This window comes from Arthrobacter silviterrae (genome assembly GCF_011045165.1).
Taxonomy (GTDB): domain Bacteria; phylum Actinomycetota; class Actinomycetes; order Actinomycetales; family Micrococcaceae; genus Specibacter; species Specibacter silviterrae.
The window spans coordinates 1-14,400 of the sequence record NZ_JAAKZI010000035.1 but is presented as its reverse complement, the minus strand read 5'-3'; the positions used below and the strand labels follow the sequence as shown (position 1 = coordinate 14,400).

Here is a 14,400-nt window from a genome sequence, read left to right as displayed (position 1 = left end):
CCAAAATACCTCAGATATTCCGAATGGGGCTGCAGACGTTAAATTAATATTATTTCGTGTCCCCGTCGTTATTTGTAGCCGGGCGCTCCCTGCAGGCCGAGGTATTGCTCATAGGTGGGGATGCCGCGGGCGCGCATGTCCAGGGCGGCTGCCGTGCCCACATAGCGCAGGTGCCAGGGCTCGTACAGGTACCCGGTGACGGCCTGCAGGCCTGGCGGGTAGCGGACCACGAAGCCGTAGTCCGCCGCATGGGCGGCCACCCAGCGCCCGGCAGCTGTTTCCTCCACGCAAATCGTGAATTCACAGTCGGCCCCAACGTTGGCGTCGCCTATGTCCAGGGCCAGGCCCGTCTGGTGCTCGGAATAACCGGGCCGGGCGGAGGAGGTGTCTGCGGACTCCTGCCCTTTTTGGGCCACATAGCTGCCGTAGAGGGACACTTGCGTGGCATAGGACCTGTAGCTGCTTTGAACAGTGATGGACACTCCATTGCTGCCGGCCGCGGCAAACATGCGTTCCACGGCGGCGGCCGCCTCCCGGCGCAACAGGACCAGCTCACCTGGGCCCGCCGGGACGTTGGGTGTCACCAGGTCCGGCGGCTGGTAGTCCAGCGGGTTCAGCGGGTGGTGCTTGTTGACCAGCACCAGCACGCTGGCGGGATTGGACCTGTTGTGCACGGCGGCGGCCTGGGGCCCCGACGCGACCGGGGGCACGGGTGCGGCAGTGGCGGGTGCGCCGCCGGGGATGGACGACGGCGGTGTCCCGGCGTGGGCGGCCAGCCCGGCTGCCGCCGTGGGCAGGACAGGCGGTGCGCCTGACGCCGGCCCGTTTCCGGCCACAGCGGCAGGTTCGGGGGAGCGCTGGGCGGGCGCCGCCGTCGTGCTTTGGAAAGGGTAGGCGGACTGCACGCCCACCGCGGCGGCCAACACCACTGCGGCGCCGGCCGCGGAGAGCAGCATGCCGCCCGGGCGCGGCCAGGACAGGGCCTGCACCGTCCGCTGCCACCGGGATAGGGGAGCCCTGCGGGCCTGGTGGAAGCCAAGCAGCGGCATCTACACCTTCCTTAGGAGCATCCGGCGGATCGAGTGGTCGGATTCCTTGGTGAGCACCAGCTGTGCCCGGCCCCGGGTGGGGAGCACGTTTTGGAGCAGGTTGGGCTCATTGATCGATTTCCAGATCCGGGTTGCCGTTTCCACGGCCTGGGTGTCGGAGAGGTCGGCGTAGCGGCGGAAGTAGGACTCCGGGTTGGCGAACGCGCCCGTGCGCAGTGAGCGGAAGCGGTCGATGTACCACTGTTCGATGTAGCGGGTCTTGGCGTCAACGTAGATGGAGAAGTCGAAGAAGTCGCTCACGGCCAGCCCAGAGCGGCCGTCCTGGCGGGGGCGGGCGGCGGCCAGGACGTTGAGCCCCTCCACGATGAGCACGTCGGGGCGCCGGACCACCACCTGCTTGTGCGGGAGGATGTCGTACGTCAGGTGCGAATACATGGGCGCCCTGACCTCCTCGGCGCCGCTCTTGACGGCACTGACAAAGCGCAGCAGGGAACGGCGGTCGTAGGACTCGGGGAAGCCCTTGCGCGCCATGAGCCCCCGGCGCTCCAGCTCGGCGTTGGGGTACAGGAAACCGTCTGTGGTCACCAGTTCCACATTGGGGGTGTCGGGCCACCGGCGCAGCATCTCACGCAGCACGCGGGCAGTGGTGGATTTCCCCACAGCCACGGACCCCGCCACGCCAATGACGAACGGGGTGCGCTTGCCGTGCTCGCCCAGGAATGTGGTGGTGGCGTTGTGCAGGTGGCCGGCGGCGCCCACGTACAGGTTCAGCAGCCGGGACAGGGGGAGGTAGACATCGCGGACCTCCCTCATGTTAAGTTGGTCACCCAGACCGCGGAGCCGCAGGATGTCCTCTTCGTTGAGGGGCTGCTCTATCTGGTTGGCAAGCCTTGACCAGGTCTGGCGATCCAGTTCCACGAACGGGGAGGCGCCTTCGCCAGTGCTGGACTCGGATCTTTGCGATGTCACAACCCTGATTCTGCCTTGTTTGCGGTTCAGCACGAAATGGCCCGGCCGCCATGGCGGGGCGCCGCGGCGCAATTTTTGGGGCCGCCTTTGGGGTAGGAGGTAGAACGTCCTGCCCATTGGCAAGCGATTATGATTGGTTTTCATGTGTGGAATTGTTGGCTATGCCGGAACTGCCCCGGCCATTGGAACGTCGGGAACAGGCTCGCACCAGGCACTGGATGTGCTGATGGAGGGGCTGCGGCGGCTCGAATACCGCGGCTATGACTCCGCAGGCGTGGCCGTGGTGGCCGACGGCGGCATTGCCATGCGCAAGAAGGCCGGCAAGCTGGCCAACCTGACCGCCGAGCTGGAGGCCAACCCGCTGCCCAGCTCCATGACCGGGATTGGCCACACCCGCTGGGCAACCCATGGCGGGCCCACCGACAAGAACGCACACCCGCACGTGGTGGACGGAGGCCAGCTGGCCGTGATCCACAACGGCATCATTGAGAACTACGCACCCCTGAAGGCCGAGCTGCTCAAGCAGGGCTACAGCTTCATCTCCGACACCGACACCGAGGTGGCCGCCGTGCTGCTCGGCAGCATTTACCGGAAATTGACCACGACGGCGGGGGCCGCGCTGGGTGCCAAGGATGCCCAGTCCGCATTGACCCGGGCCATGCAGCTGGCGGCCCAGCGCCTGGAGGGCGCCTTCACCATCCTCGCCACGCACGCCGAGCAGCCGGGCGTGGTGGTGGCCGCGCGCCGCAACTCGCCCCTCGTGGTGGGACTGGGCGACGGCGAGAACTTCCTGGGCTCGGACGTGTCCGGGTTCATTGACTACACGCGCCGCGCCGTGGAGCTGGGCCAGGACCAGGTGGTCACCATTACGGCCGGCACCGTGGACATCACCGACTTCCACGGCCAGCCTGCCGAGGGCAAGGAATACCTGGTCGACTGGGACGCCGCCGCGGCGGAAAAGGACGGCTACCCGTCCTTCATGGAAAAAGAGATCCACGACCAGCCCGAAGCCGTTGCCGCAACCCTGCTGGGCCGCTCCGACATTGACGGCAAGCTGACGCTGGACGAAATGCGCATTGACGCCGATGTCCTGAAGACCGTGAACAAGATCATCGTGCTGGCCTGCGGCACCTCCGCCTATGCCGGCCAGGTGGCCAAGTACGCCATTGAACACTGGTGCCGCATCCCCACCGAAGTGGAACTCTCCCACGAGTTCCGCTACCGGGATCCGATTGTCGATGAAAAGACGCTCATCGTTTCCCTGTCCCAGTCCGGCGAGACCATGGACACGCTCATGGCCGTCCGCTACGCCCGGGAGCAGGGGGCCAAGACGGTGGCCATCTGCAACACCAACGGCTCCACCATCCCGCGCGAATCCGATGCCGTGCTGTACACCCACGCCGGACCGGAGATCGCCGTCGCCTCCACCAAGGCGTTCCTGGCCCAGATCACGGCCGCCTACCTGCTCGGCTTGTATTTGGCACAGTTGCGCGGCAACCTGTTCCAGGGCCAGATCAAGGACATCCTGGCCGACCTGGCCAAGGTGCCGGCGAAGATCGCCCAGGTTCTGGACAACGACCAGCAGATCAAGGACCTGGCCCGCAGCATGTCGGACGCCCGCTCCGTGCTGTTTTTGGGCCGCCACGTGGGCTTCCCGGTGGCCATGGAAGGCGCCCTGAAGCTGAAGGAGCTGGCCTACATCCACGCTGAGGGCTTTGCCGCCGGTGAGCTCAAGCACGGGCCCATTGCCCTGATTGAGGAAGGGCAGCCGGTGTTTGTGGTGGTCCCCTCGCCCCGCGGCCGCGACTCGCTCCACGCCAAGGTGGTCTCCAACATCCAGGAAGTCCGGGCCCGCGGCGCGAAGACCATCGTCATTGCCGAAGAGGGCGACGAATCGGTGCGCGCCCACGCCGAGCACGTCTTCTACATCCCGGAAACAACCACGCTGCTCGCGCCCCTGCTGGCCACCGTCCCCCTGCAGATCTTCGCCTGCGAGCTGGCCACCGCGAAGGGCTACGACGTGGACCAGCCGCGCAACCTGGCCAAGTCCGTCACCGTCGAGTAGTCCGTGGCGCCCGGCCGCCCGCCGGGCCGCCGAAGGTTTTTGCCGCCGCTCCCGCTTTTTGCCACCGCTATTGCGGCGACAAAAGGCGGGAGCGGCGGCATTTTTGGTTAGGCTGGGGACATGATTATTGGCATTGGTGTGGACGTTGTTGACATTGAACGCTTTGGCCGCCAGCTCGAACGCACCCCGGGGCTGCGCGACAGGCTGTTTGTGCCGGCCGAGCGCGGGCTGAACACGCAGTCGCTGGCCGCCCGCTTCGCCGCCAAGGAGTCCGTGGCCAAGGCGCTCGGTGCCCCGGCCGGCATGAACTGGCAGGACTGCTGGATCGGCCTGGACGAACACGGTCCCACCATCAACGTCAAGGGCACCGTGGCCGCCGTCGCCAAGGCCAAGGGAATCCGGCACTGGCACCTGTCCATGAGCCACGACGGCGGCATCTCCACAGCCATGGTGATCGCCGAGAGCTGACGTGCTGCGCGCCTACACCGCCGCCGCCGTCCGGGCCGCGGAACAACCGCTGCTTGACGCCGGACTAGGGCCCGAGCTGATGATCCGCGCCGCCCACGGCCTGGCAATGGGGGTGCGGCGAGTCCTGCGGGAGCGGGGGCAGGGGGTGTACGGCGCCCGGGTGGTGCTGCTGATCGGCTCCGGCAACAACGGAGGGGATGCACTCTTCGCCGGCGCGCACCTGGCTGCAGGCGGGGCCCGGACGACGGCGCTGCTCACCACCGCGCGCACCCACCCCGACGCGCTGGCCGCGTTCCTCAAAGCCGGGGGCAGGGTTATGAGACTGTCCGCGGCTCCGGTGCCAGCGGCTGCCTCGGTTGGGACGGCGTCCAAGGATACGGGTCCCGGGGGCGCTGCTCCTGCGCCGGAGGCGGATGGCCGGCTGGCCTTTCTTGCCGAGGCGGGCGCGGCCGACATCGTCGTGGACGGATTGCTGGGCACGGGCGGCCGTGGCGGCCTGCGGGAACCTGCAGCCAGTGTGGTGGCACGATTGTGCGAAATAACGATGGGCGGCGCGGGGCCATCAGTGGTGGCGTGCGATGTGCCCAGCGGCGTTGACGTCAGCACGGGCGAAGTGCACGGGCCGGTGCTGGCAGCACGTCTCACTGTGACATTCGGGGCCGCCAAGACGGGCCTGCTGTGTTCGCCGGGGGAGCAGCTGTGCGGCGAGGTGGAAGTGGTGGACATCGGCCTGGGCAAGATGCCCGGCCCCCCGGACGTGTGCCGGCTGGAAACCGCCGACCTAACTGCGCTGCTCCCGCATCCGGAGGCTGCGGCCCACAAATACACTCGGGGGGTGGCAGGGATCATTGCCGGCTCCGCCCGCTACCCCGGTGCGGCGCTGCTGGCGGTTGCCGCAGCGTCCGCCTGCGGGCCCGGCATGGTCACCTACCTTGGCGACGGCGCCGTCTCCGCGGCTGTGCACCTGCGCAACCCCGAGGTGGTGTGCTCGGCGCAACAGCCGGGCGAACTGCACGTGCAGGCCTGGCTTGCCGGCCCGGGCATTGACGGCCCCGGAGAGCAACTGGACCGTGCCCGTGCGGCGATCGCGTCAGGGCTGCCCACCGTGGTGGACGCCGGCGCGCTGCGCCTCGTGGGCCGGGCAGCCCATGCGGCCTTGAACCAGCCCGGGCCCGCGGCATCCGGACGCTTGGGGGACCCCTCCCATGCAGGCGGCCAGTCCAATCTGCTCCTGACCCCGCATGCCGGCGAGCTGTCCGCCCTGCTCGCCAGGCTGGGGACGCCCATGGGGCGGGAAGCCATCGAGGCCGCGCCGCTGGCAGCCGCCCGCGAGGCGGCCAGGATCACGGGCGCCACGGTACTGCTCAAGGGTCCCACCACGGCGGTGGCGGCACCCAACGGAACCGCATTCACCCAAGCCGACGGAACGGCGTCGTTGGCCACAGCCGGCAGCGGGGACACGCTGGGAGGCATCCTGGTGGCGCTGCTTGCCATGGGCGCAGCCGGCGGCGGCCCGGGGGAGCCGGACCTGGCACGGACCGCCGTTCTCGGCGCCGCCCTGCATGGCAGGCTGGCCCGTGAGGCCCCCGGGCAGCCCCTGAGCGCAGGGGTCCTGGCGGCCCGGATTCCGGTGGTCTGGGCCGCACTGCTCGGGTGAATCCGGGCCACAGATCAGTTTTTGGCAAGCAACGGCAACATGAGGAGAGCACGTGGAACTTTGGCCAGGCAGCCCCCACCCGCTGGGCGCCCACGCGGACGCAAACGGCACCAACTTTGCCTTGTTCAGCGACGGGGCGGAGGCGGTCCACCTGTGCCTGTTTGACGCCGACGGCACGGAAACCCGCCTGCAGCTGACTGAGGTGGACGGCTACGTCTGGCACGGCTACCTTCCCGGCGTGGGGCCTGGGCAGCACTACGGCTACAGCGTGGACGGGCCCTGGGACCCGGCCAACGGACTGCGTTTCAACGCCAACAAATTGCTGCTGGATCCGTATGCACGGGCCATTGCGGGCGCGGTCACGTGGGGCCAGCCGGTGTACGCCTACCAGTTTGGCGAACCACTCACCCGCAATGACGACGATTCCGCGTCGCACACCTACCGGTCCGTGGTGGTGGATGCCGGCTTTGACTGGCAGGGCGATGCCGGCCCCGACACCCCGTACCACCAGAGCGTCATCTATGAGGCCCACGTCAAGGGGCTCAGCAAGCTCCACCCGGACGTCCCGGAACACCAGCGCGGCAGCTATGCCGCCGTGGCCCACCCCGCCGTGGTGGCCCACCTCAAAAACCTGGGCGTGACCGCCGTCGAACTCATGCCGGTGCACCAATTTGTGCAAGATGACTCGCTTGCCGCCAAGGGCCTGCGGAACTATTGGGGCTACAACACCATCGGCTTCTTTGCCCCGCACAATGAATACGCTTCGACCGCGGACCCCTGCGATCAGGTGCGCGAGTTCAAGGGGATGGTCAGGGAACTGCACCGCAACGGGCTGGAAGTGATCCTTGACGTGGTCTACAACCACACGGCCGAAGGCAACCACCTTGGCCCCACGCTTTCCTTCCGCGGCATCGACAATGACGCGTACTACCGGCTGATGGACGGGGACAAGGAGCACTACCTGGACTACACGGGCACCGGGAACTCCCTCAACGTCCGCCAGCCGCACTCGCTGCAACTGATCATGGATTCCCTTCGGTACTGGGTGACCGAGATGCACGTGGACGGCTTCCGCTTTGACCTGGCCGCCACCCTGGCCCGCGAATTTTACGACGTCGACAAGCTCTCCAGCTTCTTCGAAATGGTGCAGCAGGACCCGGTGGTTTCGCGCGTGAAGCTCATTGCGGAGCCATGGGACCTGGGTCCGGGCGGCTACCAGGTGGGCAATTTCCCGCCGCAGTGGACGGAATGGAACGGCAAGTTCCGGGACACCGTGCGCGACTTTTGGCGCGGCGAATCGGCCACCCTGGGCGAGTTTGCCTCCCGGCTGACCGGCTCCTCCGACCTCTACGAACATTCCGGCCGTCGCCCTGTGGCGTCCATCAACTTCGTCACCGCCCATGACGGCTTCACCCTGGCGGACCTGGTCAGCTACAACGATAAGCACAACGAGGCGAACGGGGAGGAAAACCGGGACGGCGAATCCAACAACCGCTCCTGGAACCTTGGCGTGGAGGGGCCCACGGAGGATCCTGCCGTGAACGCCCTGCGCGCCAGGCAGCAGCGAAACTTCCTCACCACGCTGCTGCTGTCCCAGGGCGTGCCAATGATCCTGCACGGGGATGAGCTGGGCCGGACGCAGCACGGCAACAACAACGCATATGCCCAGGATTCGGCCCTCACGTGGATCAACTGGGACGCAGCCGACACGGGGCTGGTGGAATTTGTGGCGCAACTGGCCAGGCTGCGGGCAGGCCACCCCGTGTTCCGCCGTCGTCGTTTCTTTGACGGGCGACCCGTGGAGCGCGGGGACGACGGCGCCCTGCCGGACATTGCCTGGCTGCGCCCCGACGCGGCGGCCATGACCGGCGCGGACTGGGACAGCGGATTTGGGCGCAGCATCGGCGTGTTCCTCAACGGCGACGGCCTGCCCGAATGCGATGACCGGGGCCGGCCAGTGGTGGACGACTCCTTCCTGATGCTTTTCAACGCGGGGGACGACCCCGTGGACTTTACCCTGCCGGACAGCGGCTACGCCGAGACGTGGGTGGTGGAGATCCACACCGACGGAGTCAGCGCCGACACTTTCACGGCCGGTAACGTGGTGGTGCTCGCCGCCCGGTCCACGCTGGTGCTGAGGGCGCCCGGGCGAAGCTAGCTTCTGGGGGGTGTGGGGGTGTCTGGGAGGGCCACCCACATGGCCGTGGCGGGCCGCATCCAGATGGCAGGATGGAGGCATGACTTTTCACGCCGCGGAAAACCGCTATGAAACCATGCCCTACCGCCGAGTCGGCCGCAGTGGACTGAAACTGCCCGCCGTCTCGCTGGGACTGTGGCACAACTTTGGGGACGACAAGCCGTTCGAGGTCCAGCGCGCCATTTTGCGCCGCGCCTTTGACCTGGGCGTCACCCACTTTGACCTGGCCAACAACTACGGTCCGCCGGATGGCAGTGCCGAAACCAACTTTGGCCGCCACTTCAAGGACGACTTTGCCGCACACCGGGATGAGCTGGTCATTTCCACTAAGGCCGGCTACTACATGTGGCCCGGCCCGTACGGGGAGTGGGGCTCCCGCAAGTACATGCTCTCCAGCCTGGATGCCTCCCTGGACCGCATGGGCGTGGACTACGTGGACATCTTTTACAGCCACCGCCCGGACCCGGAGACGCCGATGGAGGAGACCATGGGCGCCCTCGACACGGCGGTGCGCTCCGGAAAGGCACTGTACGCAGGCATTTCCTCCTACACGCCCGCCCAGACGCTGGAGGCCGCGCGCATCCTGAAGGAGATGGGCACGCCCCTGCTCATCCACCAGCCGTCCTACTCCATGCTCAACCGCTGGACGGAAAACGGCGAGCCGAACCTATATGAAGCCCTCGACGCCGTCGGCGCGGGCTCCATTGCCTTCTCACCTCTCGCACAGGGCATGTTGACAGACAGGTACCTCAACGGAGTTCCGGCCGATTCCCGCGCCGCCAAGGAGCGCTTCCTGCACGAGAACGACCTCACCGAGGACAAGATGGCCCGCGTGAGGGCGCTCAACGATATTGCGGCCTCGCGCGGGCAGTCGCTGGCACAGATGGCCATTGCGTGGATCCTGCGCGAGCAGGTCAAGGGCAGCCCCGTCACCTCCGCCCTTGTGGGAGCCTCAAGTGTCAAGCAGCTGGAAAACAACGTGGCCGCCATCAACAACCTGGCCTTCGCTGGGGAAGAGCTGAAGGCAATCGATCAGTTTGCTGTGGAGTCTGACATCAACAGATGGGCCCAAAAGTAGCGAAGAATCCCCCAATGGCGCCTCGAATGTGACATTTTGACGAGACAATCCTGCCCAAAAGGAACAATTTAGGCGCAGGAGGCGTTGACTAGAATGGTCCGTAGGCGCCATTGGGGCGCCATGCCCTTGTGAATTTTAGAAGGAGTTCTGTGTCCAATCATCCAATTCGGGTTGCCATAGTCGGCGTGGGAAACTGCGCCTCATCGTTGGTCCAGGGCGTCCAGTACTACCGCGATGCCGATCCCACCGTCAAGGTTCCGGGCCTGATGCATGTCGAGTTCGGCCCGTACCATGTCAATGACGTCACCTTCGTTGCCGCTTTCGACGTGGACAGCAAGAAGGTGGGGCTGGATTTGTCCGACGCCATCGGTGCCAGTGAAAACAACACCATCAAGCTAGCCGATGTGCCGCCGCTGGACGTGCCCGTGCTGCGCGGCCACACCTTGGACGGCCTCGGCAAGTACTACCGCGAAACCATCGTCGAATCCGACGCCGAACCGGTGGACGTGGTGGCCACGCTCCAGGACCTCAAGGTTGACGTCCTGGTGTGCTACCTGCCGGTGGGTTCCGATGCCGCCGCCAAGTTCTACGCGCAGTGCGCCATCGACGCCGGCGTCGCATTTGTCAACGCATTGCCGGTCTTCATCGCCGGCACCAAGGAATGGGCGGACAAGTTCACCGAGGCCGGGGTGCCGATCATCGGCGACGACATCAAGAGCCAGCTGGGCGCCACCATCACGCACCGCGTCATGGCCAAGCTGTTTGAGGACCGCGGCGTGGTCCTGGACCGCACCTACCAGCTCAACGTTGGCGGGAACATGGACTTCAAGAACATGCTGGAGCGCGACCGCCTCGAGTCCAAGAAGATTTCCAAGACCCAGGCCGTCACGTCCAACACCTCAGCGGTGCTGGCAGCCGACGACGTCCACATTGGCCCGTCCGACTACGTCGCCTGGCTGGATGACAGGAAGTGGGCGTTTGTCCGCCTCGAGGGCCGCAACTTTGGCGACGCGCCGGTGTCGCTGGAGTACAAGCTGGAGGTGTGGGACTCGCCGAACTCGGCCGGGGTGATCATCGACGCGATCCGTGCCGCGAAGATCGCGCTGGACCGCGGCATTGGCGGACCCATCCTCTCCGCCGCCAGCTACTTCATGAAGTCCCCGCCGGTCCAGCACAACGACGACGACGCCCACCAGCTCGTGGAGGCGTTCATCCGCGGCGACATCGAGCGCTAAAACCGACCCTCGGTTGCAATCGGGGCACTTTTCCCCGACCCTCGGTTGCAAATGGGCGTAAAAGGGCGGACGCTCCTGCACTTTTGTGCGGGAGCGTCCGCCCTTTAGTGTGTCTCGGTCAGCCGGAGGCCGCGAATCCGGCTACGACGGCAGGGTCGGTCCATGCACGTCGCATGGCCGCCTTAATCTGCCGGACTGCGCTGTCGAAACCGTCGGCGAGGTGGTCCCTGTCAAAAATGAGCACGTCCCAGCCCGCATTGCGGAACGCCGCGTTTCGACGCGCGTCGCTTTTGGCCTGCAACTCATCGTTGTGGGTTCCGCCGTCGTACTGGATGGCGATCCGCCGTTTCCGGTAGCCGAGGTCGGCGGACGGCGCATTCGGGGTGGACCACAAGGCAAGTTGCAATTCCGGTTCTGGCAGTCCGGCGTCGAGCATGGCCAGGCGAAGCATGGTTTCGGGCCCGGAATCGGAGCCCACGCGCATCAATTCAAGTGCCGCCCTGGCGCGCACGATCCCCTGCAAATTTCCGTGCCTGGCCATCATGTTCCGCAGCGACGCAATTGTGGCGTACGGTTCGCTGCGCCCTTCAAAGACGATGCGGGGGATGCGGATGAGCTGGTCGCCCATGCAGACGAGGTTGGGCAGGGGCAGGACGCGGGCCAAATCCAGCCATGTCCGGGCGGGGGTGCTTACCGCCAAGCCGTCAACCGTTTCGATTTCGTCCTCGAACGCGAGCAGCGTGTGCCCTGTAATGCCCTTTCGACGGGTTTCGGGCAGTTTTCGGGGCTTGCTCAGGTGCAGTTCCGTTGAATCCTCCAACCAGGGTGGGAGGATCAGCCCGTGCAGTTGTGCCGCCGTCGTATGGGAGATCCACGCACCGGGCGTGGCCGCGCAGAGCGCCCGGGCCGCTTCGGGCAGTGTGAACTCCCACGAAGTGGGCCGGTACAGTCCATACCCGGCACCCGCGAAATTTGCTCCCCGGAGCTTGTCCCTGGTGAAACCCATTGATTCGGCCTCGCTGAGAGTGAAGGGCGAGTTAGGAATCGGGTGGTCAGCTGGCGTGTCCATTCCTACATTATGTCCGCCAATCAAATACCGCACCGGAAGTTATCCACAGGCCGGGGCGCTTCACAGTTGTTCCGGCACGGAGCGACGGCGGACAGTGCGGGAGCGTTGGGAAAATGTGCCCCGGTTGCAACCGAGCGTCGGGGAAAAGTGCCCCGATTGCAACCGAGCGTCGGGTTTTAGGGGGCGAGCCAGAGGGTTGTTTCTGCTGCGATCGTTGCTCCCGTCCCTGCTGGGTCACCGGAGGTGAGGACCACCTTGGCGAGGTCGACGCCGGAAGGCAGCGGGGCGGGCGTGGCGGCAAAGTTGCTCAGCACCTCCCAGCCGTTCGGGCGCCGGTAATGCACCACCTCGGCGCCGGGCTCGCTGAGCCATTCCAAGGATTCTTCCGCCTGCAGCTTCCGCCGCCAGGCCAGCGCGGAGCGGTACATTTCCAGGGTGGACCCGGCCACGCCGTCCTGCCCGGCAGCCGCAAGGGAAGCAAACCAGGCCGGCTGGGGCAGCCACGGGGTGCCGCCGAAGCCCAGGTTTGCCTGTGCGGCATCCCACGGCAGCGGAACCCGGCAGCCGTCGCGCCCCTTGACTTTGTGTCCCGTGCGGAACCAGGTCGGATCCTGCAGGGACTCCTTGGGCAGGTCTGCGACCTCAAAAAGCCCCAGTTCCTCGCCCTGGTACAGGTAGGCGGAACCGGGCAGCCCCAACATGAAGAGCGTTGCGGCCCGGGCCCTGCGCAAACCCTGCGCCAGCTCGGGGACGGGAGCGGCGCCGTCGGCCATCAGCCAGGCCTCCAGGTCCGCAAGGGTGCTGCCGTCGGGCAAGGCATAGCGGGAGGGATGGCGGACGACGTCGTGGTTGGAGAACACCCAGGTCGAGGAGGCGCCGGAGGACGCGGCCTCGGACAGGCACTTCTCGGCAATGGAGCGGAATTCGACGGCATTGAAGGGCGCCTGGAGCAGGTCGAAATTGAAGGCTTGGCCCAACTCCGAGGGGCGGGCGTACTTCAGCCGCCGGTCGGTGAACGGCACCCAGGCCTCGGCGACGGCGGCCTTCGGCGGATCATATTCGTTGAGGACGCCACGCCAGCCGGCGAAGATTTCGTGGACGGCGTCGCGGTCAAAGAGGGGATCGGAGCCGTCGTCGACCAGGATTTCCAGCTCCGGCTTGGAACGCAGCGGCAGGGACATGTCCTTGGCCAGGCCGTGCGCCACGTCCACGCGGAAGCCGTCCACCCCGCGGTCCGCCCAGAACCGCAGCGTGGTGTGGAAGTCCTCGCGGACCTCCGGGTGGTCCCAGTTGAAGTCCGGCTGTTCCGTGGCGAACAGGTGCAGGTACCACTGGCCGGGCTGGCCCGCGTTGGGCCCTGCCTGCTCCACCACGCGAGTCCAGGCGGCGCCGCCAAAGTGGGACGGCCAGTCCGACGGCGGCAGCTCGCCGCGGTCCCCGAGCCCGTCGAGGAAGTGGTACCTGGCGCGCTCGGGGGAACCGGGGGCGGCGGCAAGGGCGGCCTTGAACCATTCGTGCCGGTTGGAACTGTGGTTCGGGACCACGTCCACGATGACCCGGATTCCGGCGTCGTGGGCGGCCGCGACCATGGCATCGAAGTCGGCCAGCGTGCCCAGGCGGGGGTCGACGTTGCGGTAGTCGTCGACGTCGTAGCCGCCGTCGGCCAGTGCCGAGGGGTAGAAGGGGCTCAGCCAGATGGCGTCGATGCCCAGGGCCGAGAGGTATCCCATGCGGGCCGTGACGCCGGGAAGGTCGCCCATGCCGTCGCCGTTGGCATCGGAGAAGGACCTCGGGTAGATCTGGTAGACGGCGGCCTGGCGCCACCACTGGGCGTCCGGGCTGGGCAGGCTGGGGGTTGTCATGATGCGTGGATCCTCTCATCACTGGCACAAGGCCACTGGGCCGGGCGGGCAGCTGCACGGCAGCACGGGCGCCGACGGCCCGGCGAGCCGCCGCCCGCACCTACTGGTGAGGATACCAACAGTTGCCGGAACCGCGGTCCAGGCGGGGCGGCAGGGCCGTGGGATAGCATGGCAGGAACGCGAGGAGTTGGTGATGATCAAGCGGCCAGGCCGTCCACATTTCCGCCACGGGCCAGCCGTGAAAGGCCACGTTCGCATTGCCTCGGCCGTCCTGCTCATGACCGTGTTGACCGCCGTCACGGCGTGCGGCCAGCTCACTCCGCCGGGCCCGGCGGGCGCCCCTGACAGCTCGGGCGCCCCTGATGCGTCGAGCAGCTCGGGCGCCTCGCATTCTCCCGACGCCGTAGACCTGTCCATTTCCCTCACGGAAGCCCCGGGCGCCCCGGTGCACCATTTTCGCCTGCTCGCGGAGGGAACCACGGTGTCCGGCGGGTCCACGCTGCCGGATCCTGCAGCCGCGCTCGCCGCCGTCAGGCTCCACGGCACCGACATTTTCTTCCCCGTCCCGGGACCTCCGCGCGCCTGCACGCAGCAATACGGCGGACCGCAGGTGGCCGTTGTCACGGGCTGGTTCGGAGGCCGCGCTGTCCACTCCACTTTCACGCGGACCGACGGCTGCGAGATTGCGCGCTGGCAGGCCCTGGCCCCGCTGCTCGGCGCCCTGGCCGGAGGCACGGGCGCCGTCTAGGCC

The 14,400-nt window shown here is 66.9% G+C and carries 11 protein-coding genes; 7 read left to right on the top strand and 4 right to left on the bottom strand.

Annotation, left to right across the window (positions count from 1 at the left end; translation table 11 throughout):
- Positions 1–68 precede the first annotated feature (68 nt).
- Together G6N77_RS19675 and coaA are read right to left on the bottom strand one after the other, a co-directional pair.
- Positions 69–1,049, bottom strand: a complete 981-nt coding sequence (locus G6N77_RS19675) for a M15 family metallopeptidase (protein ID WP_240902348.1) — start codon at positions 1,047–1,049, stop codon at positions 69–71.
- Positions 1,050–2,018, bottom strand: coding sequence for a type I pantothenate kinase (gene coaA / locus G6N77_RS16335; protein ID WP_262453067.1), 969 nt, complete (start codon positions 2,016–2,018; stop codon positions 1,050–1,052).
- 142 nt (positions 2,019–2,160) lie between these two features.
- On the opposite strand from coaA, the gene glmS reads away from it, so the two are divergent.
- From glmS to G6N77_RS16305, 6 genes are all read left to right on the top strand, one after another.
- Positions 2,161–4,083: a glutamine--fructose-6-phosphate transaminase (isomerizing) gene (gene glmS, locus G6N77_RS16330; RefSeq protein WP_165183235.1), complete on the top strand. Its 1,923-nt coding sequence runs from the start codon at positions 2,161–2,163 to the stop codon at positions 4,081–4,083.
- Positions 4,084–4,203: 120 nt separating this feature from the next.
- Positions 4,204–4,551 (top strand): holo-ACP synthase, encoded by a 348-nt coding sequence (locus tag G6N77_RS16325; RefSeq protein WP_165183234.1) that lies wholly within the window; start codon positions 4,204–4,206, stop codon positions 4,549–4,551.
- A gap of 1 nt (position 4,552) precedes the next feature.
- Entirely contained in the window at positions 4,553–6,208 is a 1,656-nt protein-coding gene (locus G6N77_RS16320) for a bifunctional ADP-dependent NAD(P)H-hydrate dehydratase/NAD(P)H-hydrate epimerase (protein WP_165183233.1), read from the top strand.
- A 52-nt stretch (positions 6,209–6,260) separates the two neighbouring features.
- Complete coding sequence (glgX, locus tag G6N77_RS16315) at positions 6,261–8,366, top strand: glycogen debranching protein GlgX (RefSeq protein WP_165183232.1); 2,106 nt, start codon at positions 6,261–6,263, stop codon at positions 8,364–8,366.
- Positions 8,367–8,445: 79 nt separating this feature from the next.
- Complete coding sequence (gene mgrA, locus G6N77_RS16310; protein WP_165183231.1) at positions 8,446–9,483, top strand: L-glyceraldehyde 3-phosphate reductase; 1,038 nt, start codon at positions 8,446–8,448, stop codon at positions 9,481–9,483.
- A gap of 149 nt (positions 9,484–9,632) precedes the next feature.
- Positions 9,633–10,718: an inositol-3-phosphate synthase gene (locus tag G6N77_RS16305; protein ID WP_165183230.1), complete on the top strand. Its 1,086-nt coding sequence runs from the start codon at positions 9,633–9,635 to the stop codon at positions 10,716–10,718.
- 118 nt (positions 10,719–10,836) lie between these two features.
- On the opposite strand, the gene G6N77_RS16300 is transcribed toward G6N77_RS16305, so the two are convergent.
- The gene (locus tag G6N77_RS16300) at positions 10,837–11,724 is read right to left on the bottom strand and encodes a DUF559 domain-containing protein (protein ID WP_240902346.1); all 888 of its coding nucleotides are present in this window, start codon (positions 11,722–11,724) and stop codon (positions 10,837–10,839) included.
- A 239-nt stretch (positions 11,725–11,963) separates the two neighbouring features.
- Positions 11,964–13,649 carry a glycoside hydrolase family 13 protein gene (locus G6N77_RS16295; RefSeq protein WP_165183228.1) on the bottom strand — a complete coding sequence of 562 codons (1,686 nt, stop codon included), beginning with the start codon at positions 13,647–13,649 and terminating at the stop codon, positions 11,964–11,966.
- 193 nt (positions 13,650–13,842) lie between these two features.
- Here G6N77_RS16295 and G6N77_RS20480 point away from each other — a divergent pair, with 193 nt between their 5' ends.
- On the top strand, positions 13,843–14,397 hold the full coding sequence (locus tag G6N77_RS20480) for a hypothetical protein (RefSeq protein ID WP_370875212.1): 555 nt from the start codon (positions 13,843–13,845) through the stop codon (positions 14,395–14,397).
- Positions 14,398–14,400: the final 3 nt, after the last annotated feature.